Annotated in this window: 14 protein-coding genes and 5 pseudogenes; 11 read left to right on the forward strand and 8 right to left on the reverse strand. The window is 45.1% G+C overall.

Going from position 1 to position 23,024, the window contains the following annotated elements:
- Positions 1-658: 658 nt before the first annotated feature.
- The 8 genes and pseudogenes from katG to PKHYL_RS09475 all read left to right on the forward strand — a co-directional run bounded on the left by katG (position 659) and on the right by PKHYL_RS09475 (position 8,397).
- Positions 659-2,848: pseudogene (gene katG / locus PKHYL_RS09445) on the forward strand (catalase/peroxidase HPI).
- Positions 2,849-3,176: 328 nt separating this feature from the next.
- The gene (locus tag PKHYL_RS09450) at positions 3,177-4,106 is read left to right on the forward strand and encodes a LysR substrate-binding domain-containing protein (protein ID WP_240365009.1); all 930 of its coding nucleotides are present in this window, start codon (positions 3,177-3,179) and stop codon (positions 4,104-4,106) included.
- A gap of 313 nt (positions 4,107-4,419) precedes the next feature.
- Complete coding sequence (locus PKHYL_RS09455) at positions 4,420-5,439, forward strand: hypothetical protein (protein WP_240365010.1); 1,020 nt, start codon at positions 4,420-4,422, stop codon at positions 5,437-5,439.
- Complete coding sequence (locus tag PKHYL_RS09460; RefSeq protein ID WP_240365011.1) at positions 5,393-6,394, forward strand: hypothetical protein; 1,002 nt, start codon at positions 5,393-5,395, stop codon at positions 6,392-6,394. Before PKHYL_RS09455 ends, PKHYL_RS09460 begins: the two co-directional genes overlap by 47 nt.
- Complete coding sequence (locus tag PKHYL_RS09465) at positions 6,378-6,749, forward strand: hypothetical protein (protein WP_240365012.1); 372 nt, start codon at positions 6,378-6,380, stop codon at positions 6,747-6,749. The genes PKHYL_RS09460 and PKHYL_RS09465 overlap by 17 nt, the downstream gene beginning before the upstream one ends.
- Positions 6,746-6,868, forward strand: coding sequence for a hypothetical protein (locus tag PKHYL_RS17565; protein ID WP_269778144.1), 123 nt, complete (start codon positions 6,746-6,748; stop codon positions 6,866-6,868). The genes PKHYL_RS09465 and PKHYL_RS17565 overlap by 4 nt, the downstream gene beginning before the upstream one ends.
- Before the next feature lie 281 nt (positions 6,869-7,149).
- Positions 7,150-8,169, forward strand: coding sequence for an LLM class flavin-dependent oxidoreductase (locus tag PKHYL_RS09470; protein WP_240365013.1), 1,020 nt, complete (start codon positions 7,150-7,152; stop codon positions 8,167-8,169).
- Positions 8,170-8,199: 30 nt separating this feature from the next.
- On the forward strand, positions 8,200-8,397 hold the full coding sequence (locus tag PKHYL_RS09475; protein WP_240365014.1) for a hypothetical protein: 198 nt from the start codon (positions 8,200-8,202) through the stop codon (positions 8,395-8,397).
- A 57-nt stretch (positions 8,398-8,454) separates the two neighbouring features.
- Here PKHYL_RS09475 and PKHYL_RS09480 read toward each other — a convergent pair.
- From PKHYL_RS09480 to ispF, 5 genes and pseudogenes are all read right to left on the reverse strand, one after another.
- Positions 8,455-9,414: pseudogene (locus PKHYL_RS09480) on the reverse strand (AEC family transporter).
- Positions 9,415-9,654: 240 nt separating this feature from the next.
- On the reverse strand, positions 9,655-11,550 hold the full coding sequence (mnmG, locus tag PKHYL_RS09485) for a tRNA uridine-5-carboxymethylaminomethyl(34) synthesis enzyme MnmG (RefSeq protein WP_223332893.1): 1,896 nt from the start codon (positions 11,548-11,550) through the stop codon (positions 9,655-9,657).
- Between the two features lie 400 nt (positions 11,551-11,950).
- Positions 11,951-12,349, reverse strand: coding sequence for a hypothetical protein (locus PKHYL_RS09490; protein ID WP_240365015.1), 399 nt, complete (start codon positions 12,347-12,349; stop codon positions 11,951-11,953).
- A 279-nt stretch (positions 12,350-12,628) separates the two neighbouring features.
- Positions 12,629-12,979 (reverse strand): Grx4 family monothiol glutaredoxin, encoded by a 351-nt coding sequence (gene grxD, locus PKHYL_RS09495; RefSeq protein WP_071001428.1) that lies wholly within the window; start codon positions 12,977-12,979, stop codon positions 12,629-12,631.
- A 117-nt stretch (positions 12,980-13,096) separates the two neighbouring features.
- On the reverse strand, positions 13,097-13,600 hold the full coding sequence (gene ispF, locus PKHYL_RS09500) for a 2-C-methyl-D-erythritol 2,4-cyclodiphosphate synthase (protein WP_058025333.1): 504 nt from the start codon (positions 13,598-13,600) through the stop codon (positions 13,097-13,099).
- 374 nt (positions 13,601-13,974) lie between these two features.
- On the opposite strand from ispF, the pseudogene mnmA reads away from it, so the two are divergent.
- Positions 13,975-15,088, forward strand: a pseudogene (mnmA, locus tag PKHYL_RS09505) (tRNA 2-thiouridine(34) synthase MnmA).
- A 237-nt stretch (positions 15,089-15,325) separates the two neighbouring features.
- Positions 15,326-16,690: an adenylosuccinate lyase gene (purB, locus tag PKHYL_RS09510; protein ID WP_240366520.1), complete on the forward strand. Its 1,365-nt coding sequence runs from the start codon at positions 15,326-15,328 to the stop codon at positions 16,688-16,690.
- 152 nt (positions 16,691-16,842) lie between these two features.
- Here purB and PKHYL_RS09515 read toward each other — a convergent pair whose 3' ends face one another.
- On the reverse strand, positions 16,843-17,064 hold the full coding sequence (locus tag PKHYL_RS09515; RefSeq protein WP_240365016.1) for an NF038104 family lipoprotein: 222 nt from the start codon (positions 17,062-17,064) through the stop codon (positions 16,843-16,845).
- Positions 17,065-17,195: 131 nt separating this feature from the next.
- Here PKHYL_RS09515 and PKHYL_RS09520 point away from each other — a divergent pair.
- A pseudogene (locus PKHYL_RS09520) lies at positions 17,196-18,369 on the forward strand (JmjC domain-containing protein).
- A 188-nt stretch (positions 18,370-18,557) separates the two neighbouring features.
- On the opposite strand, the gene PKHYL_RS09525 reads toward PKHYL_RS09520, so the two are convergent.
- Together PKHYL_RS09525 and putA are read right to left on the reverse strand one after the other, a co-directional pair.
- Positions 18,558-19,250: a 1-pyrroline-5-carboxylate dehydrogenase gene (locus PKHYL_RS09525; RefSeq protein ID WP_071001423.1), complete on the reverse strand. Its 693-nt coding sequence runs from the start codon at positions 19,248-19,250 to the stop codon at positions 18,558-18,560.
- An 11-nt stretch (positions 19,251-19,261) separates the two neighbouring features.
- Positions 19,262-22,510: pseudogene (putA, locus tag PKHYL_RS18825) on the reverse strand (bifunctional proline dehydrogenase/L-glutamate gamma-semialdehyde dehydrogenase PutA).
- Positions 22,511-23,024 lie beyond the last annotated feature (514 nt).

Below are 23,024 nucleotides of genomic sequence, written 5' to 3' on the forward strand. Positions count from 1 at the left end.
CCAATATGATCATTACAACAAAATTCAGTTATGGTACTTGAGAACCGCTACCTTGACTAGATGTTTTGCATTAACTCATTGATTCTGGCACTTTCATAACGGCTTATATTTCGCTGCAGTAACGAAGATTATAGCAACCTTTCACTATGGTTAAACCAGTCCTTAGTTTTCTTACTACTTACTCTCATCAAAGATGTCTAACAACGCTTTCATTTATCGGCAATATGTAGATAGAGATAGCATCAGTATCAGTTTGCTTGGCTCATCACTATCTCTCCTCGTGATAAAGCAATGGCGTTAATAGCAAGCTGGATGAGGTACTACACCAAGAATTAATGATTAATAATTTAAAACATATAATTTTTATATATTAGTTTTATAAATAAACAGTACTTCGTTATGCTCTCTATATCAACAATGATTATCTTAATTGACGGTTTGTTCTTTCTATTATCATAGCCCAGGAGTTTTGCCATGTCCGATTCAACCAACACCCCAACCGACAAAAACACCACGCAAGATACCGCTGGTTGCCCGATAAACCACCAAGGTAACAGCGACACCGCAACCAATACAACTTATGATCAAGGGTGATGATAAGGGACCGACGATTCATAGTGAAAACGTTGATCAAACACACGCACCGCAGCGTCCTAGCATGGGCGGCTGTCCCGTCATGCATCAAGCGCATACTACCACCGCCTCTGCTGCGACTGACTGGTGGCCGAATAGCTTGAACCTAGACATATTGCATCAGCAAGACAAAAGACTGACCCAATGGGAGCAGACTTTGATTATGCTGAAGCTTTTAAACGACTTGATTTAGAAGCGGTCAAAACCGATTTGAAAAACCTCATGACTGAATCACAAGAGTGGTGGCCAGCAGATTGGGGTCATTATGGTGGCTTGATGATTCGTATGGCGTGGCATTCAGCGGGTACATATCGCGGTGCCGATGGTCGCGGCGGTTCTAATACTGGTAATCAACGCTTTGCGCCACTAAATAGCTGGCCGGACAACGCCAACCTAGACAAAGCGCGCCGCCTACTATGGCCCATCAAGAAAAAGTACGGCAACAAACTGTCATGGGCTGATTTGATGATTTTGGCAGGCAACATGGCTTACGAGTCTATGGGCTTTAAAACGCTAGGCTTTGCTGGTGGTCGTGCTGATATTTGGCATCCAGAAAAGACATCTACTGGGGTTCTGAACGCGAATGGCTGGCACCGACCGAAAACCGTTACGATAGCGATAAAGACCGTGCATCCCTCGAAAACCCACTAGCAGCGGTACAAATGGGCTTAATCTATGTCAACCCTGAGGGCGTTGACGGTAACCCCGACCCGTTGAAAACCGCTCAAGATATGCGTACGACGTTTGCGCGTATGTCAATGAATGATGAAGAAACGGTTGCCTTGACCGCGGGTGGTCATACCGTTGGTAAGTGTCACGGTAATGGCGATGCGACCACACTAGAAGACGAGCCAGAAGCGGCAGACGTCAAAGAGCAAGGTCTAGGCTGGCGCAATCCTAAAGGTAATGGCAATGCAGGTGATACTGTTTCAAGTGGTATTGAAGGCGCGTGGACAACCAATCCAACTCAGTGGGATCATGGCTATTTTGAATTATTATTGAACCACAATTGGGCATTAACCAAAAGTCCAGCAGGTGCATGGCAGTGGGAGCCCACAGATATTAAAGAAGAAGATCGTCCATTAGATGCTCATGATCCAAGTGTCCGCCGTAATCCGATCATGACTGATGCTGACATGGCATTGATCAAAGATCCTGTTTATCGCGAGATTTCAGAGAAATTCCATAACGACCCAGCGTATTTTGATGAGGTGTTTGCCAAAGCATGGTTCAAGCTAACTCACCGTGACCTAGGGCCTAAATCTCGTTACTTAGGGGCAGATGTACCGAGCGAAGACTTTATCTGGCAGGATCCTATTCCAGCAGGCAATGCAGACTTGAATGCTGATGATATTGCAGCGCTGAAATCGCAAATATTGGACAGTGATTTGAGCCGCCGTGAATTAATCATTACCGCATGGGACAGCGCACGTACATTCCGCGCATCAGACTATCGCGGCGGTGCAAATGGCGCACGTATCCGCTTAGCCCCGCAAAAGGACTGGGCAGGCAATGAGCCAGAGCAGCTGCAACGTGTTCTTGAGGCGTTAACCCGCATTCAGTCTGACTTTGATAAAGACGTGAGCTTGGCCGATTTGATTGTGCTTGCTGGTAATACTGCTATTGAGCAGGCAGCGAATGATGCAGGCATAGAGGTTACGGTACCATTTACCGCAGGTCGCGGTGATGCAGAAGCGGCAATGACCGATACCGAATCTTTGCAGACTTAGAGCCTTTGCATGACGGCTATCGCAACTGGGTCAAAGAAGACTATGCGGTCTCTCCTGAAGAGATGCTGCTCGATCGCACGCAGCTAATGGGATTGACAGCGCCTGAGATGGTGGTATTGATTGGCGGTATGCGCGTCCTTGATACCAACCATGGACAGAGCCAACAAGGCGTCTTCACTGACCGTGTTGGGGTCTTGACCAATGACTTCTTTGTCAACTTGACCGACATGAACTACACGTGGCATCCCGTGAAAACAGGTGACGAGCCAAGCAACACGGTCAATAGTTACGAAATACGTGAGCGTAGTACCGGTAATACCAAATGGCAAGCCAGCCGTGTGGATTTAGTATTTGGCTCAAACTCTATCTTGCGTGCTTATGCTGAGCTATATGCGCAGGACGATAACTTAGAGAAATTCGTTCGTGATTTCGTTAGCGCTTGGAGCAAAGTCATGAATGCGGATCGTTACGATATCGCCAAATAAGTCTGGTTCGCCAAACTGATTGGTCATAGATGAGCATATAGATGATGAGCAGCTGTCTTTTAGAAGGCAGCTGTTTTATGTTTGTGTCTAACACAATAGCTAGTACTATTTTGGTTGTTTTGCGTTGATAAAATAGATACTTATAACTAATATTAAAACCCTACTCCTATATTCATAATTATTATAAATTGATAGCTATTTATTATATACAAGAATAATAGCTTTGTTTTACACTACGCTCTTATGGCACATTTGTAAGTTTTTACTTTCATATACAAATCTTTCAGATATAGGTAAGGTTTGTATTGTTACACAATAGGATTCAGTGATGGCAATCGATGTAGTGGTCAATCAGCGACATTTGCAAATTCAGCTCAAACAGTTGGAAACAGTATGGCATACGGTGATTAATGGCTATAACTTAAGTCAAGCAGCGACTGTGCTACATACCAGTCAATCGAGCTTGTCAAAGCATATCGCGGCACTTGAAAACCAACTGAAGACCGAAGTATTTATTCGTCAAGGAAAGCGGCTGACAGGGCTGACCACCATGGGTACGGCGCTTATGCCACATATCGAGTCCATCTTTGCCGAGATTCGTACCATTGAAAATCTAAGCCTTGATTTTAATAATCCTAATATCGGCACATTGACCATTGCGACGACCCACACGCAGGCACGCTATGTGCTGCCGAAGGTGGTTAAAGAATTCAAAGAGCGCTTTCCCAAAGTCAATTTGATCTTGCAACAAGCCGATCCTGAGACCATCGCGCAGATGGTGATTCGTGGTCAGGCTGATATCGGCATCGCAACGGAGTCCCTACTTCACAATAACTATCTCAGATGCTACCGCTATTACGACTGGACGCATCGTGTCATCGTGCCAAGCGATCACGAGCTTGCCAAGCAAGACTCTATCGATTTGCCAACCCTTGCCAGCTATCCTATTGTGACCTATCACGGCGGCTTTACTGGACGCGGCGCGATTGATAAAACCTTTGAAGCAGCAGGTCTAGAGCCAGATATCGTAATCGCCGCGCTTGATGCCGACGTCATTAGTACCTATGTAGGACTTGGCTTAGGCATTGGTATTATTGCCGAGATGGCATTTGAACCGAGTCATTATCAGAACCTAACTGCCATACCAGTCGATCACTTCGGACGCTTTACCAGTTGGATGGCGGTGCGTGATGATGCGGAAATCCGCCAGTATGGTCGTGCCTTTATGGAGCTGTGTCAGAAGCAATTCGACAACTAAAACAAAGGGTCTAAATCGCTGGTCTTACCTTACCCCACCTTTACCGAGCTTATGCATAAGTGATAAAATACAGTCTAGAACGTTATTCAACGTTTTATTTCGTTTTTATTTCTGCATGTATTGCTGGACGCCTAGACATTTAATTGTACTGGGTGTCGATCACTGCATGTCCATTTGCTTCTATGTAACAGGTGATACCGCTCATGGAAAAACTCGTAGCGATCATTATGGCAGTTTTTGCCGTCCCCTTGATTATTGGCGGCGCTTATCTGCTCTCTTTAGGCGGTAGTCCTTACTATCTTTTGCTGGCGTTATGATGTTAACGACAGCATTTTTATTGTTCAAAAAACACTGGAGCGCTTACGGGGTGTACGCGATATTTATCGTTGTGACACTAGTATGGTCGCTTTGGGAATCTGGATTTTATTGGTGGGCGCTGGCAACTCGCTTGGGTTTCCCACTAATATTTGGTTTATTAATGCTTTTACCGTGGGTCTCTAAGAAGATGCACGGGAAACACGCTCAAGTAACAACCACCAACAACACTAAGAAAAGTCCTCTTTATTATTGGGGACTAATGGCCAGTGTGGTTGTGGGCGCACTGCTCTCTTTCGGTAGTATGGCCAATAATGCCACCGACAAATTGGGCGAGCTCGATTTAACTGCCAAAGATGACGGCGATCAAAACGCCACTTCTACCAACCTTGGCGACCCATTATCAAATGGCGAGCAAACACCAGATGGTGAGTGGAGCGCCTATGGCCGTACTGACTATGGCCAACGCTATTCTCCTTTGACTCAAATCAACACAGAGAATGTCAAAGATTTAGAACTCGCTTGGCAAATCCAAACAGGCGATATCAAAGGTCCTAATGACGTTGGTGAAACCACTTATCAAGCAACCCCACTAAAGATCGGCAACGCTCTTTATATGTGTACGCCGCATAACTGGGTGCTAGCATTAGATGCCGACTCTGGTGAGACTCTATGGAAGTTCGATCCTAAGGTTGGCGAAAACCTCCAACGTCAGCATCAAACTTGCCGCGGTGTCTCTTATTACGCTGGTCAAGCTGGTACAAACAGCACTACGCCAGCAGCTAATGCTAATACCGAGACAGCTAGCAATAGCGCCGTCAGTGACACCACTGATAATAACGTAGTAGCGGCTAATAAACCGGCTGCGACTGGCGATACATTGGTGCAAAAAATTGCTGGAAATACCTTTGAAAATCCTTCCAAGCAATGCGATGCCAAGATCTTTATCCCAACTTCTGATGCCAAGCTATATGCCCTCGATCCAAAAAACAGGACAACGCTGTCAAGACTTTGGTGAAGATGGTGCATTAGACCTCATGCACAACATGCCGTTCCAGCAAGCAGGCTACTACTACTCAACGTCTGCCCCAGTGGTTGCAGGCGGCGTTATTATTGTCGCTGGTGCTGTTAACGACAACTACGATGTAAACTCACCCTCTGGTGTGATCCGTGCTTATGACGTGAATACTGGCGAGCTTATGTGGAACTGGGATTCAGGCGATCCTGACAACACAGCCCCTTTTGATGTCAATGATCCAACTCAAGTCTATCGCACCAGCTCGCCAAACTCATGGTCGACTGCCAGTGCTGATGAAGAGCTTGGCTTGGCCTACTTCCCAATGGGCAATCGCACGCCCGATCAGCTCGGTAGCTATCGTAATGCTGCTGAAGAAAAGTATGCAACCTCTGTGGTTGCACTAGATCTGAAAACTGGTGAAGCGCGCTGGGTACAGCAGTTTGTCCATCATGATCTTTGGGATATGGATACGCCTGCTCAGCCAACATTGCTTGACTTAAATACCGCTGATGGTGTCCAGCCTGCATTGGTTATACCGACCAAACAAGGCGATGTTTATGTCTTGAACCGTGCCACAGGCGAGCCTATTGTACCTATCAAAGAACGTGATGCACCGCAAGGCTACCTCATTGCTGGTGAACATGCATCGCCTACACAGCCTTACTCTGGTCTGAGCTTTGCGCCTGAGAAACTGACTGAAAAAGATATGTGGGGCGCAAGTCTCATCGATCAGATGATGTGCCGTATTGAGTTCAACAAACTCAACTACGACGGTCGCTATACGCCGCCATCAACCAACGGTACGTTAGTCTATCCTGGTAACTTTGGTACCTTTAACTGGGGCGGTCTCGCTGTCGATCCTGAAAATGGCGTGATGTTCGGTATGCCAACTTACCTTGCCTTTACCTCAAAACTCATCCCTAAAGACACACTTGGCGATGTTGGAGACCAATAAAGGTGAACAAGGTGTGAATGCCAATGAAGGCGCAGACTATGCGGTAGAAATGGGACCATTCTTATCACCACTTGGTGTACCTTGTCAGCAGCCACCATGGGGTACGATCGCAGGTGCTGATCTGGCCACAGGCGAGATTGCGTATCAGCGCAAAAACGGTACTGTACAGGACTTATCTCCTATTCCAATCAAGTTTGAATTGGGGGTACCTGGTATTGGCGGCCCTATCATCACTAAAGGTGGCGTCGCATTCTTGTCAGCAGCAACAGAAAACAACTTCCGTGCTTATGATTTGAAAATGGCGATGTCCTATGGAATGTACGTATTCCAGCAGGTGGTCAAGCTACACCTATGACCTACTTGAACTCCAAAGGTGAGCAGATGGTGGTATTGGTAGCTGGTGGACATGGTTCAGTAGGTACGAAGATTGGTGATTATGTGGTCGCTTATAAGCTTGGCGATCAAGCCAAATAAGTGATTTAAAAAACTTACCATTTACATAATGTCATTTCAAAAAAGCAGGTAACTTAGGTTGCCTGCTTTTTTTATGTGCGACTGGTTTTGTTATACAAATACTTTTGATATAGATATGTTTGATAGCAAGCTTATCAGCAGCCTTATCTTTTGCTAGCTATACCTACTACCCACTAATGGCGCTTTGTTATGAATTATTACTGCTTGGTCACACGGCTTGAAATCGATATCAATGACAAGCATATCAAGAGAAAGTAATTAATCACTCTACTGGATAATTTATGAATAACAAAATCCCTTTATCGTTTTTGGATCTAGCACCTGTACCTGAAGGCCATACCATCGCTGAAGGCATCGCCCAAACCGTGGCAACCGCTCAACAAGCAGAGAAGTCTGGCTTAAACCGTTACTGGATGGCAGAGCATCATAATATGCCGGGTATCGCTAGTGCAGCGACCTCAGTCCTACTGTCACATATCGGTAGCCAAACCAAGCGTATCCGTATTGGTGCAGGCGGCGTGATGCTACCAAATCATGCACCGCTCGTTATCGCTGAGCAATTTGGCACATTGCAGGCATTGTACGGAGACCGCGTTGATTTAGGCTTGGGCCGCGCACCGGGGACAGATGGCGCGACGTTTCAGGCACTGCGCCGGCAAATGAAAGATGCTGAGCGCTTCCCGCAAGACGTCCAAGAGCTGATGTACTTTTTGGGCAATGATACAGATGGCAGCCCTGTACAAGCGTTCCCCGGCGCCAGATCAGGCGTCCCTATTTGGATATTGGGCTCGTCCCTATTTGGTGCGACCTTAGCCGCGCATTTAGGACTGCCCTATGTGTTTGCCTCACATTTTGCACCGCAAATGCTCGGACAAGCAATTAAAGCCTATCGTGAGCAATTCAAGCCGTCTGCCTATTTAGATAAGCCTTATGTCATGCTGGCTGCAAACTTGTTACTGGCTGACGACGATGAGACTGCTCAGTATCACTTTACCTCAGCACAGCAGAGTTTTGTACGTTTGCGCCGTGGTGAGACAGGTCAAATGCCAAAACCTACGCACGATATGGACAGCATCTGGAGCCAAGCAGAAAAAATGATGGTAGATAATGCGCTGTCAGTTTCATTCATCGGATCTGTCGAAACGGTCAAACCAAAATTGGCTGCGTTTTTGGCAACCCATCAACCAGATGAATTGATTGTAACCGCTAATGTACATAATCAAGCAGCGCGTATTCGTTCACTTGAACTTACACCGGAGCTAAACTTATTTACTTTACAATCAAATGAGACACTTGCATAATTATTGCCAAACCTTAACTGGATTTTTGACATGGAAGCAACTGCGGTTATCGGTGCATCACTTATGATTGGCTCGTCGATATTTATGTATATCTTGGCATTTCTTGCAGTCATGGTTATCGGTGGGTATCTGACCTACCGTACCAGTCCTAAGCGTAAGCAACGTCAAGAAGAAAAGCGTAACCGAGACAATATAGAATTGACATTAAAAACCCCCTTTTCAAAATAGAAAAAGGGGGTTTTTAACCAGTTGACGCTATGTCCAACAAAGCACTGACTATATAAGCTACATCAGACCAAGCGCACGTAAGGCGGCCGCACCAAACGCCATGCCAAACATACCAACCACCGTCGTAAACGCCAAGATATTTGCCGCGAGCACATCATTGCCACCCATAGCCTTCGCCATCACATAACTGGCCGCAGCAGCTGGTGAGGCCACCATCAAGAATAACACGCCCATATGAACGCCTGATAAACCAAATGCCAAGCCAATCGCAATGGCGACGAGGGGTGCAATCACAATCCGACCAATACTTGCCTGCATAGATAACCCTGAGGCACTCAGCATCGATTTCAAATCAATACTAGCACCAGCGCAAATCAGTGCCAGCGGCAATGCAACCGCTGCCAACAAATCACCAGTCGTGTGAATCACACCTGTGAGTGGTGGCAATGGCAATGCCTTATAAGCAAATGCTGATAGCAATGCCAAAATAAGTGGGTTGGTAAATACCTTTTGATGATCATAATACTGCGACTGATCAAAGTATCATCCACATTTTTAGAGACACGACTTAACGTAATGACCGCTAAAATATTGAACAATATGGTGACTACGCCCATGTAAACGGCACCAATACTTAAACCACGCTCACCATAAGCATTGGCAACGGTTGCGAGGCCAATAATAGCCATGTTGCTACGGAAAATACCTTGTACGAACACGCCTTGGTCGGCAGGACGTTTGACGAAGCGTTTGGCATACAGCTCCGCCCCAAAGAACAGGACAAATGTCACCAAAATACCAACAAAAATTAGCTTAACTTGCTGACCATAATCAACATCGCTATCGACCACGCTAAAGAATAGCAAGCAAGGCAGGCAGTAGTTAAAAACAAAGCTGGATGCCTGATCAATGAAACTTTGGCTCGCCCTCGCCACGTCTTTGCATAAAAAAACCCAACCACATCAAAGCAAGGTTGGGGAATACAATAGTAATAGCAAAAACAATAGCATCAATCATAAATAGGCTCAATTCGGTGACAAGCCCATCATGATATGAGCATCAACAAGAAAATTTAATAAGTAATAATCAGATTTTACGACCTAGTATAGAGACAAAGCAGCAAGTAAGACAAGTTTGAATGAGACTTTATTTCGATAATAGAGTGGTTTTTATTAAACAAAAGCCCGCAATAAAATATTATTACGGGCTTTTTTATATCATGGATGCGTTGTTATAAAAGGCTTTGGCATACTACCGTTACGAGTCAAGCGCAGCCTTTGCTTTTTTATGTTTTTTGACCGTCATCGCCAATAACTGTATGGCCGCAGGTGTGACACCGCTGACACGTCCAGCTTGAGCTAGCGTCGCAGGACGAACTTGCGTGAGTTTTTGTACAATCTCGTTTGATAGCCCTGATACCACCCTATAATCAAAATCTAGCGGTAGCGCCGTGTTTTCTAAGCGCTTCATTTGATCAATATCTTCTTGCTGACGATCGATATAGCCGGCATATTTGACAGAAATCTCGATCTGCTCTCCTACTTGCGCATCAACGGTTGAGTCAGTAATAGCCGCGATATCAGCAAAACGTATTTGCGGACGCTTTAACAAATCAAAGGCAGTCGATTCTTTAGAGAGTACCTCACCTGTCTGCTCAGACAGTTTCTGACCCAAGGTATTTGTCGGCGTGGCCCACATGTCTTTTAGGCGTGACGTCTCTGTCGAGATCGCTTCCATTTTTTCTTGATATGCTTGCCAGCGCACATCATCTACCAGCCCTAGCTTGCGACCCGTCTCAGTTAAGCGCTGATCGGCATTGTCTTCACGTAGCAATAAACGATACTCTGCACGGCTCGTAAACATACGATAAGGCTCGGTCGTACCATGGGTGATCAAATCATCCACAAGTACGCCAAGATACGCTTCATCACGGCGCGGTGTCCACGTGTCAAACTCGCTATTGTTAGTAGTGACCAATGCGGCATTGGTCCCTGCTAGCAAACCCTGCACGCCCGCTTCTTCGTAGCCAGTCGTACCGTTAATTTGACCAGCAAAGTACAGACGATCAATTGATTTGGTCTCAAGCGTGGGCTTGAGATTTTGCGGATCAAAATAATCATACTCGATGGCATAGCCTGGACGCGTGATATGGGCGTTCTCAAGCCCTTTCATGCTATGAATAAAATCTAACTGCACATCAAACGGCAAACTGGTTGAGATACCATTCGGATACAGCTCATGCGTGGTCAGGCCTTCTGGCTCAATAAAGATCTGATGGCTGTCTTTGTCCGCAAAACGATGAATTTTATCTTCGATAGACGGACAATAACGCGGGCCGACGCCTTCAATTTTGCCAGAGAACATCGGTGAGCGGTCAAGATTTTCACGGATGATATCGTGGGTGCGCGCATTGGTATGTGTGATATAGCAGTTAACCTGCTCAGGATGCATAGAGACATCACCCATATAGCTCATGACAGGCAGCGGCGTATCACCTGGCTGTACCGTCATCACGCTAAAATCAACGCTACGGGCGTCGATACGTGCTGGCGTGCCTGTTTTTAGACGACCGACTGGTAGCTTAAGCTCACGCAAACGATCGGCGAGCTTGATAGAAGGCTGATCCCCTGCACGGCCACCATTTGAGTTTTCTAGACCAATATGAATGACGCCGCCCAAGAAAGTGCCTGAGGTTAATACGACTGTTTCGGTCTTAAAAATAATACCTGTAGAAGTCACAACAGCTGTCGCACGGCCATTTTCTACCAAAATATCGTCAGCAGCTTGTTGGAACAAATCCAGATTGGGTTGGTTCTCTAGTGTGTGGCGAATGGCGGCTTTATACAAGATACGGTCGGCTTGCGCACGTGTGGCACGCACAGCAGCGCCTTTACGGCTGTTTAGTACACGAAACTGGATACCTGCTTTGTCCGTTGCTAGCGCCATCGCGCCGCCTAACGCGTCAATCTCACGCACTAAATGCGATTTACCGATACCGCCAATCGCGGGATTACAGCTCATCTGACCAAGCGTCTCGATATTATGGGTCAACAATAAGGTCTGAGCGCCCATACGTGCAGCCGCCAGAGCAGCTTCTGTGCCAGCATGACCACCGCCGATTACTATCACGTCGTAATGTTTTGGGTATTGCATGTGTGCCTCACTTGACTCATAACGCTGCTGATTGACGTATCTTATGTTCAAATAAGAAAACCATCAGCAAATAAACGTCAGTCGTATTTATAAAAAAGATAACGACTCAGTTAAGTCGTTCATAATTGGTTGAATAACCCATCATTATAACAATTTTTTCACGCTTAAAAAACGCTAGGATAAAAACTATTATAATTAAGCGCAAAGATACTTACGCCAGCATCACTTTGGTTGTTAGCTTTTGAGTTCGTAATGATCTCTTAGTTATTACTGTTTCCACGGCTCAAGGGTACGATCTGATCCGATTGACCGCTAGACAGCATATGATGGCTACCATACCCTTCTGGGTTTATCTGTAGATAGGCATTCATTTGACCAATCGCCTCACCATCATCACTCGCTAAAATCTGCGCTTTGATAAGCTCAACTGGCGGTAATGGTAAGTTTTGAGTAAGGCCAAGCGCTGATGGTTATCACCCTTGTTGACTACTAATTCGATAAGTTGACGAGCATCGATTGGCAAATCTGGCGTGTTTTGAGCCAACAATGCCAAGTGATAAGCACCTGCTGGATCTTGGTCCACAACAATGCGCTGTTCAATAGCGATATACGTCGCTTCAGTTGCACCGCCTGCCACACTAAGCTGATGAATACACTTCAGTGCTGAGTATGACTCATTATTAGCAATCTCAATGATCCGCGTAGATTCGTTTTTTAAACGCGCGCGACGCTTTTCAATCGCTGCTTGCGCAGCCGCTTCTCTCTGCTCATTTGACTGTTCATTGGTTTGGTTATTCATAAAGCTCTCTTAATTATCTGATAATTATTATTTATATCGCTGGTATCTTGGACACTATATGGGGGTAAATCCCATAAAAACAACGAAGCCTAATGACATAGGCGCGTGGAAATACTAGTAGGGACAAGAATAGATAGAGTATTAGTGACACTAATAGCAATATTAAAAAAACCCAAATAGCCATTAATGACTACTTGGGTTTGCTGTGCTCGTATCTTACACTCGTATCTTACAAAGACTAATTGGACATTAAAGACATCCAACTCACACTTTTAATTATTAAGCAGCAGGGCTGTTTGCTTCAACCAATGGCTTTAGCTCGCCTGATTGATACATTTGCAAGATGATGTCTGACCCGCCCATCAACTCGCCATCAATCCATAATTGTGGGAACGTTGGCCAGTTCGCAATTTTTGGCAACGTTGCACGGATTTCTGGGTTTTCTAAAATGTTTACAAACGCAAATGGACGACCAATCTGAGTCAACACTTCGATAGAGCGCGCTGAAAAACCACACTGCGGAAATTGCGGTGTGCCTTTCATGTAAATAATGACTTTATTGTCACGGATTTGATCACGGATCAATTGTTCAACGTCGTTTGCAGTAGTGTTTGGGGTTTGCTCACTCATAAAAGCTCCTATTGATAAAGCGGTTCATTAAAATGATTATTTATATAAAAATAATTGTGTAAAGACGTGGCTGATACATGGGGCAACTGCCGCTGTATTACAAGCACGAATTTCGATCTATGTAGGTTCAACAGTATTAGGGACTAATAATACCACGGCATTGGCCATGATGCCTTCTTGACGACCCGTAAATCCCAATTTTTCAGTCGTGGTGGCTTTTACACTGATATTGCTAATATCTGTTTGTAAGTCGCTCGCGATATTAGCGCGCATCGCTTTGTTGTGCGGTGCCAGCTTTGGACGTTCACACATCACCGTGATATCAGCATTGCCTAGACTATAACCAGCCTCTTGCACTTTACTATAAACATAACGCAGCAAAATCCTTGAATCCAATCCAGCATGCGCCGCATCGGTATCAGGAAAATGCTGCCCAATATCGCCAAGTGCAAGTGCGCCCAGCAGCGCATCAGCCAATGCATGCAAGACCACATCCCCATCAGAGTGTGCGAGCAAACTATGAGAATGCTCAATCGGCACGCCCGCTAGAATGACATATTGTTGCTGCTGACCATTATTATGAAAAGCATGAACGTCAATACCTTGACCAATTTTTATCATTATTATTCCAAGATGAGTTAAAGGTGATTAAAATAATTCAAAACCACTATCTGAATTTTCAAAGTGGTTTTACGAGTAGCCAGACACCATCGGTCGCCACCAGTTTCAATTAACTGGTATAATATGACGTTTATTTTATCATAATACCAGATCCAAAAGACAAGATGACGTTGTTCTGCTGAGACTACGCATTGTAGTGATTGCATAACGCTTGGCGTCGGCATGTACTTTGGATAACGTATAAATAGTTGAGCCGTTTTATGTCAGCCATACAATACACTTCAAGCACAACCGTTTCTGAGTCTTTTAATGCTCATCGCCCTTTAACACTTGCTGATGTCGAAAATCCTAGCACCAAGCATGTGATCGTCGGTATGTCAGGTGGGGTCGATTCTTCTGTATCAGCCGTATTACTTCAGCAGGCAGGCTTCAAGGTTGAAGGCCTGTTTATGAAGAACTGGGAAGAAGATGACGGCACCGAATACTGTACAGCAATGGATGACCTCGCAGACGCGCAAGCCGTATGTGACAAAATTGGCATCAAACTGCACACGGCCAACTTTGCGATGGAATATTGGGATCGCGTATTTGAGCACTTTTTGGCAGAATATAAAGCCGGCCGCACCCCTAACCCTGATATCTTGTGCAACAAAGAAATTAAGTTTAAGGCGTTTTTGGACTATGCGTTGACGCTTGGTGCAGATTATATCGCGACCGGTCACTATACGCGCCGCAGTGTGAACTATATCAATGCCGAAGGTGACGAGGTTGCGCAGCTCTTACGCGGTCTTGATAATAATAAAGACCAAAGCTACTTTTTGCATGCGGTTGGCGGTGACAAAATCGCTAAAACCTTATTCCCAGTTGGCGAGCTTGAAAAGCCAGTGGTACGTCAAATCGCTGAAGAGCATGACCTAGCGACGGCTAAGAAAAAAGACTCTACGGGTATTTGCTTTATTGGTGAGCGCCGTTTTAAAGATTTCCTACAACAGTACTTGCCTGCCCAAAAAGGCGAGATACTTACTGATGACAATAAAGTCATCGGTACTCATGATGGCCTCATGTACTACACATTGGGTCAGCGCGGTGGCATTGGCATTGGCGGTGTCAAAGACCGTCCCGAGGAGCCGTGGTTTGTATTGGCAAAAGACTTAGAGAAAAATCGTTTAATCGTCGGTCAAGGGCATGAACATCCCATGCTAATGAGCAACGAGCTAAAAGCCTATAAGCTCGATTGGATTGATGGTTTACCACCTGCGGATGTGTTTAGCGACGAAGGCTTAGCCTGTATGGAGAAGTCTCGCTATCGCCAGCCTGATCAAGCGTGCCGCGTGTTTGCGACCAATGCTGATGGCAGTGAGGTTCGAGTGGTATTTGATGAGCCGCAGCGCGCTGTCACTCCCTGGACAGTCAGCGGTATTTTATATCGATGAAGTATGTTTAGGCGGCGGCGTGATTGAATCTATCGATGCACCATGTGGATTTTAATTGATTCCTAACACCCAACTTAAAGCACAGATGTTGATGCAGCAAATAGATTTATTTTGACGAGGGTCAACATCGCTTTATTTGCATAGACCACTTTTTTAATATCATATTTCTGCTATATTACGCGCAACGATTTCGACGTCGTTTTTTATATGGTAATTTTTTATCTAGACTCTTGCAGTTTTTTATTTCATAACTACTGAGGCACAACCATGACCCCACTTACCGCTCTCTCCAATTGATGGTCGTTACGCATCAAAGGCTGACAGCTTACGTCCTTATTTATCTGAATTTGGTCTAATCAAAGCTCGCGTTACGGTAGAGATTCGCTGGTTGCAGTCTTTAGCTGACAACAGCGCAATTGGTGAATTAGCAGCATTTGATGACCAGACCAACGCTTTTTTGAATGCAATCGTTGATGATTTTGGTGAAGCCGATGCCCAAGCGATCAAAGACATCGAAGCGACGACCAATCATGATGTAAAAGCGGTTGAGTACTTTATCAAGAACAAGTTCCGGGGTCAGGACGCTTTAATTGATTCTCTTGAGTTTATTCACTTTGCCTGTACCAGTGAAGATATCAACAACTTATCGTATGCATTGATGCTCAAAGACAGCCGCAAGCTTGTCGTTGCCAAAATGCAGCAAGTGACTGATAGCATCGTTGACTTAGCGATTGCTCATGCTGATCAACCAATGCTATCACGCACCCATGGTCAGACAGCCAGTCCAACGACATTGGGTAAAGAGATGGCAAACGTGGCCTACCGCCTTGCTCGTCAAATCAAGCAAATCAATCAAGTAGAGTTATTGGGTAAAATCAATGGCGCCGTTGGCAACTACAATGCGCATTTTTCAGCGTATCCTGACGTCGACTGGCAGAGTCATGCTGAAGCATTTATCAATCAGCGTCTAGAGTTAACCTTTAACCCTTATACGACTCAAATTGAGCCACATGACTATATCGCTGAGTTGTTTGATGCTGTTAAGCGTTTCAATACCATCTTGATCGATTTTAACCGTGATATTTGGCAATATATTAGCTTAGGCTATTTTAAACAGCGCCTAAAAGACGGTGAAGTTGGCTCTTCTACCATGCCGCATAAAGTTAATCCAATTGACTTTGAAAACTCTGAAGGCAACTTAGGCGTTGCCAACGCGATGCTGGCCCATTTGGGTGAGAAGTTACCGATTTCACGTATGCAGCGTGATTTGTCAGACTCTACCGTATTACGTAATATCGGTGTTGGCCTAGCACAGAGCATGATTGCTTTTGATGCGTGCCTAAAAGGGGTGGGTAAACTTGAGCTAAATGCACAGCGTTTAAATGACGACTTGAATCAAGCGCAAGAAGTGTTGGCAGAACCGATTCAAACGGTCATGCGTCGCTACCGTGTTGAAAACCCGTATGAAAAACTAAAAGCCTTGACTCGCGGTAATGCCATGACTCGTGAAGCCATGCTAACCTTTGTTGAAAGCGATGAGCTATTGGCTGTTAGCGATGCGGATAAAGAACGCCTACGTGCATTGACGCCTGCTACTTATATCGGTAATGCCGCTGAGCAAGCACGTGCTATTAAAGAGTGGATTGCCAAGCTGTAAAGTTTGCCAAGCTGTAAAGTTTGCTAAGATGAATTGAATACCTTAAAGCAATAGAGATAAGGCACAATTGCCTCATCTCTATTTGTTCAAACTGGCTATACATTCGCCTAAGTCTATAAAAAAACAACCTTACTTTGCATGCTATGATGATCTTAAAAACTCATAGGTGATAAGTAAGGTTTTATTTTATCCTTTTTATCATCATCGTCATCACTATCGCCTGGTATGATAGCTTTACCGACCGCGACCGTGCCTTTGACTACGCCTTTGGTGGTTTTATAGGCGACTTTGGCAGGCACGGTGACGATTTTATGGACACAAGCTTGCAAGAAAAACACGCTAGCAATAATGACAACAAAATGTAATTTTTTCATAACTTTCCTACGATTTGATGGCTGCTCTGATGATAGCCATCAGATAGGTGATCATCATAAACGATTAATCCCCTTCCTATAAAGCATCCCTTACCATCAATCTTGTACGTATTTAAAATATGGATTTACCCATGACCTCTATTCCTCTTTGTCTACCCGACTCTATTACGCCTGAGCAGTTTTTGGCTGAATACTGGCAGAAAAAACCACTGCTTATCAAGCAAGGCTTACCGCAGCTGATCGATATGTTTGAGCCCGATGATATGATGGGTCTTGCCCTTGAAGAAGATGCTAGCGCACGCTTGCTAACCCAAGCAGCCAGTAAAAAAGAAGGTCAAGCGCAGTGGCAACTCAAAAAAAGCCCACTGAGCGAGACTGATTTTGAGAACCTACCAGAACAATGGACCGTATTGGTACAAAACCTAGAGCAATGGTCGCCTGAGCTTGGGCAATTGTGGCAAGCGTTTGACTATATTCCGCAGTGGCAGCGTGACGATATTATGGTCTCTTATGCCCCTAAAGGAGGATCGGTCGGTAAGCATTATGACGACTACGATGTATTTTTGGCACAAGGCTATGGTTTACGGCGCTGGCAGTTGGGCAAATTCTGTGATGAGCAGACAGAGTTTGTTGCTGATGAGCCTATTCGCTTGTTTGACGATATGGGCGACATCATCTTTGATGAGATATTAGAAGCGGGTGACGTGCTTTATGTGCCGCCCAAACTCTCGCATTTCGGCGTGGCGCAAGATGATTGTCTGACGTTTTCTTTTGGCTGCCGTCGTCCAAATTTGATGCAAATTATCGATAGCTTAGCGGATATCGCCACCAACGATAGCGATTTGTTTATTCCGCTGCTATTGCCGCAAGCACTACAGGCATCTGGCGCATTGCAATCAGAGAGTATCAGTGCGATCAAAGAGCAGCTCTTGCACATGCTACAGTCTGAGCGTGGTGATGATATGATTCGTCAAGCAGTCTCTGAGGGTGGTGAGTAAGCGCCAATACGATGCGCTGATGCCAGAGGAAACACTGGGCACCGATGAGCTTGTACAAGCATTGTCTGAAGGTGCGCTATTGCAAGCGGACTATAGCAATCGCCTACTCTATAACAAAACTGGTAATGGTATTGTGCTGTATGCCAATGGGCAGCGTCTCGATGGACTTGATGATGCAGCAATAGCAGTGTTGGTACGTTTGGCTGATGGAGAGCCATTACAATATAGTGATGTGAAGGATATCGATACAGATGATTTAAGCGAATGGTTAGAAAACGGTTGGATATGGGTCAATATGACTGAATAAAACATAATCATCAAATTTTAGCTGAATAATGCACAATAAAAAAACCGCTATCTGATAATTACTCAGATAGCGGTTTTTTCTATGCATATTACACAATTACTCGTTCAATACTCATAATGATGTATCAAACGCCGCTTAGTATTTATTAAAACCACTATAAACACTAAACGTGTTGGTCGTTAATACTATTACTCTGTACCAAGCTCAAGCAAGCTAGCATTACCACCAATCGCTGTGGTGTTAATCGTCTTAACACGCTCAGTGACAAAACGATGCAGATAATCAGGCGTTAACATCTCAGACAGTCCTTCCATATCAGTGACACTGATGACTTGAGTCAAAATACCATCTGTCTTTGCAAGCTCTTGACTGATGGCTTGTACTTCACTACGACTGCCAGAAACGGCCACCTGAGCAAGACGATCAATGTATAAAAGCGTGATGGTTTGCGAGTCATTAGCCACGCTCAATACATCTTCGCTAATACCCGTATCGTACAGGATTTTAGCGGCTTCATTGCACATCTCATTTTGGCTTGGGCAATGCAGTATGACTTCATTACCAGTCAATAATGCAGCCACAAGCTGACCTAGTACGGCCATTGCTCTGGCTGATTCGCCACCAACGACCATTGTCTTACCACGACCAGTGACGTACAAGTCGTTTGACTCACCTGTCGCACCAGTCATACGATGCGTCTCATCTAAGCTTGGCGCCGCGTTCAATAGGTGATTGAATAAACGCTTTGCTTTGTTGGCATCACCAGTCAATAGAGACAACTTTGGAATTGCCGCCTCTAGGTACGTTGCGCGATTGACCGCGCCAAGTAGTCGCCAAGATTCACAAACCTGGGCATGATTTTTTTTGAATTCAGTCGCCATGTTGCTACTCCTTATGCGAGTTCTGTTTGAGTGGTTGTTTGGGTGTTAACATTTGTTTGGTTGCTACCATTTGATTCTGAGCTAAGCTGCATCAGACGCGCAACATAGTGCGGGCCACCTGCTTTCGGGCCAGTACCAGACAGACCACAACCACCAAATGGCTGGACGTTTACGACCGCGCCGATTTGGTTACGGTTGATATAAGTGTTGCCTACAAAAGCACGGCGCTCGATATGCTCAACAGTTTTTTCGATACGGCTATGAATACCCATCGTCAAACCAAAGCCTGTGTTGTTGATAGCGTCAATCAGCTTATTCAGATCACGTGCTTGATAGCGCAATACGTGCAGGATTGGACCAAAGTGCTCACCACCAATCACATCAATACTGCTTACCTCGATTGCGGTTGGCAATACAAAGGTAGAGTTTTCTTGGCTGACAACCGAGCTTGAACTCATTGGGGTTTGAGCCAAGATAGTAGCGGTTGGCTCAGCGTCCATACGGGCGATATGCGCCTCTAAACCATTTTTGGCATCAGCATCAATCACAGGACCCACATCTGTGGCAGCGTATAGTGGATTGCCAACAGACAGCTCAGCCATATTGCCTTGTAACAGCTCAATCAAATCATCCGCCATCTCATCTTGCACGCACAATATACGACAAGCTGAACAACGCTGACCTGCTGAACCAAATGCAGATAGAACAGCGTCTTTAACGACTTGCTCTGGCAGTGCTGTTGAATCAACAATCATCGCGTTCTGACCGCCAGTTTCAGCGATAAATACAGGCAGCTCGCCACTCGCTTGAGCATGATCATTCAAGCTTTGATTGATACGCTGAGCAGTTTGGGTTGAGCCAGTAAATATCACACCTGCTATGTTATCAGCAGCCGTTAGCGCTCCGCCCACATCACCGGCACCTGTCACCAATTGTAGTGCTTCTGCTGGTACACCCGCTTGATACATGAGTTGCGCAGCAAAATGCGCAATCAAGCTGGTTTGTTCAGCAGGCTTAGCGACTACCGTATTACCTGCTGCCAGTGCCGCCACGATTTGACCCGTATAGATAGCCAATGGGAAGTTCCATGGACTAATACACACAAAAGTGCCACGTGGTTTATAAACTTGACGAGATGGCTTACCAGACAAATCTGTAAACTCATGCACGACATCGTCTAGGCGCTCTGCTTCATCAGCGTAAAAACGACAGAAATCAACGGCTTCTTTGATTTCATCGATGCTGTCTTGCATAGTCTTACCAGCTTCGACTTGGCATAGTGCCATTAGCTCAGCGTAGTTTTCTTCAAATAGCTCAGCGATTTTACGCAGTATTGCCGCACGCTTGGTCACGGCTACGTTTTGCCACATGCTTTGACCAGCGACAGCCACATCAATTGCTTGACGAGCCAATTCTGCATTGGCATATTTGACTTCACCAGCGCTTACGTCATGATTCCAAGGCGCAAGTACAGGCTGCGCATCAAGCTGATGGGTGACGCCATCTACTTCATATTCATTAATTGCTTGGCCGTTGATGATAGGTGTCGCTGACCATTTTTTATTGAGATGGCTATCAATAGCTGCTTTGAACGGTAGCCATTGTGACTCTACAAATATATTAGGGCCAAAACTTGCACGGCGCGAACCATAAATCTCTAGTGGTAGCGGAATATCTGGGTTGTGCAAGGTTGGGTTGGCAAGTAGCTTGTCATATGGATGCACAGTTAGTTTTTCAATCGGATACGACTTGTCTAATAACTGATGAACAAAGAGCTGTTGGCACCGTTCTCTAACAAACGACGTACCAAATATGGTAGCAAGTCTTTGTGCGCGCCAACTGGTGCATAGATACGTACAGGAATCTCATAAGCTTGCAAAATATGGTCATAAAGTGCATCACCCATACCGTGCAAACGCTGGAATTCAAACTCTTTATGGGTGCTCATGGTCATGATTGAAGACAGTGTGTGCGCATTATGCGTCGCAAACTGTGGCCAAATAAGACCGCGCAGATGGTCTGATAATAAGAAACGCGCACTGGCAAGATATGCGGTATCTGTACCTTCTTTGCGTGTCCAAACTGGATAGCCTGATAGACCTTTTTGCTGAGCAAGTTTGATCTCAGTATCCCAATAAGCGCCTTTTACCAGACGTACTGGAATGCGATCGCCTACTTCAGAAGACAAACGAGCAAGCCAAGCCAATACAGCAATAGCACGTTTAGAATAACCTTGTACAACGATACCTAGGCCATCCCAACTAGCTGTTGAGTTATCACGGTATAGAGACTCAAACAGTTTTAAAGAAATCTCAAGACGATCCGCTTCTTCGGCATCAATACTAAGATCAACATTGACCTCGCGTGCCGCTTCAATAAGGAGCAAGCAGCGTTGACGCAATAGACCCATAACTTGAGCTTCTTGTGTCGCTTCATAGCGAGGGATGCAGCGCAGACAATTTGATAGATACTGATGGCTTAGGCATACCTTCTTTGACTTTGACGTTGGCCGTCGCTTTGATCGCATGCAAGTAGTCATTGAAGTATTTTTCAGCATCTCTATGCGTGATAGCCGCTTCACCTAGCATATCGAATGAATAGGTATAACCTTTATTACGATATGGCTGGCTGTTTTTATTGGCGTCTTCGATGGTTTCGCCCAATACAAACTGATGGCCCATGATGCGCATGGCTTTTTGCATGGCACTACGAATGACAGGCTCACCCATCTTTTTGGTCATGCGATCCAAGAAACCTGATGCAGTAGTGCTGCTATCAATACTGACGACACGGCCTGTCATCATCATGCCCCAAGTAGAGGCATTGACCATGAAACCATTGTCATTTTTGATGTGCTTTTTCCAATCTGCCACACTCATTTTGTCATGAATCAATGCATCAGCAGTATAATTATCCGGCACTCGAATCAACGCTTCTGCCAAGCTCATGAGCAAGATACCTTCTTGGGTATCAAGGCTATACTCAAGCAATAATGAGTCAACCATCTTGACGGCTTTGCCATCGTTACGCACATGCTCAACCAGCTTGCGTGTCTGCTCAGCGGCAGCATCACGCTCCTCTGCACTAGGCTTGGCAAGTGGCAATAAATCAGCCAACCAACGCTGTTCATCAACGCTATATAGTGGCGAAATACGCTTATATAACTCTTCTATTGGCTGGGCAAGATACTCTGGCGACAGCATATCAACAGGATTGAACAAAATCGGCTCTTGCGGGGTAAACTGGTCTACTGGGTTCATAACAACTCCATAACTATCGTTTAAAAACCATAATAAATGGTGCTTTAGGAAGTCTGATCGTCCTGCATAACTGCTCGTAACCGCTATCAAAATAGAGGTTATGGAAGGATATTCACAGCAATAATCAAAAGACCAAACGGCGCCATCACAAAACTAGAAAATCCAGCACATGCTGGAGATGGTTAAGTAGGTCGTTCCACTGTTAAACGGGCTACGTTAACAATACAAAGGCAACAACGAAAAATTAAGCGGCATTAGTGCCTTCTTCTTGTTAGTAGTGAAAGGAGTGTGATGGCCAAATATCGCTTGAATGAAGTGATAAAAAACACTTAAACAAGCCCAAACATACCATCTTAAATGTGCAAATTCACTGTAAGAAAAACCTCTACGGCGTTGATTGAGGTGATGCGCTTAACTCGGCTATAATATCATGAAAAAAATTCAAACTAACGCTTTTTTTTATTTTTAAAAATTAATTTTTCTTTAAAAAACAAATATTTACAAGCAATTTTTC

It is taken from the genome of Psychrobacter sp. KH172YL61, from assembly GCF_007182895.1.
Classification (GTDB): Bacteria; Pseudomonadota; Gammaproteobacteria; order Pseudomonadales; family Moraxellaceae; genus Psychrobacter; species Psychrobacter pacificensis.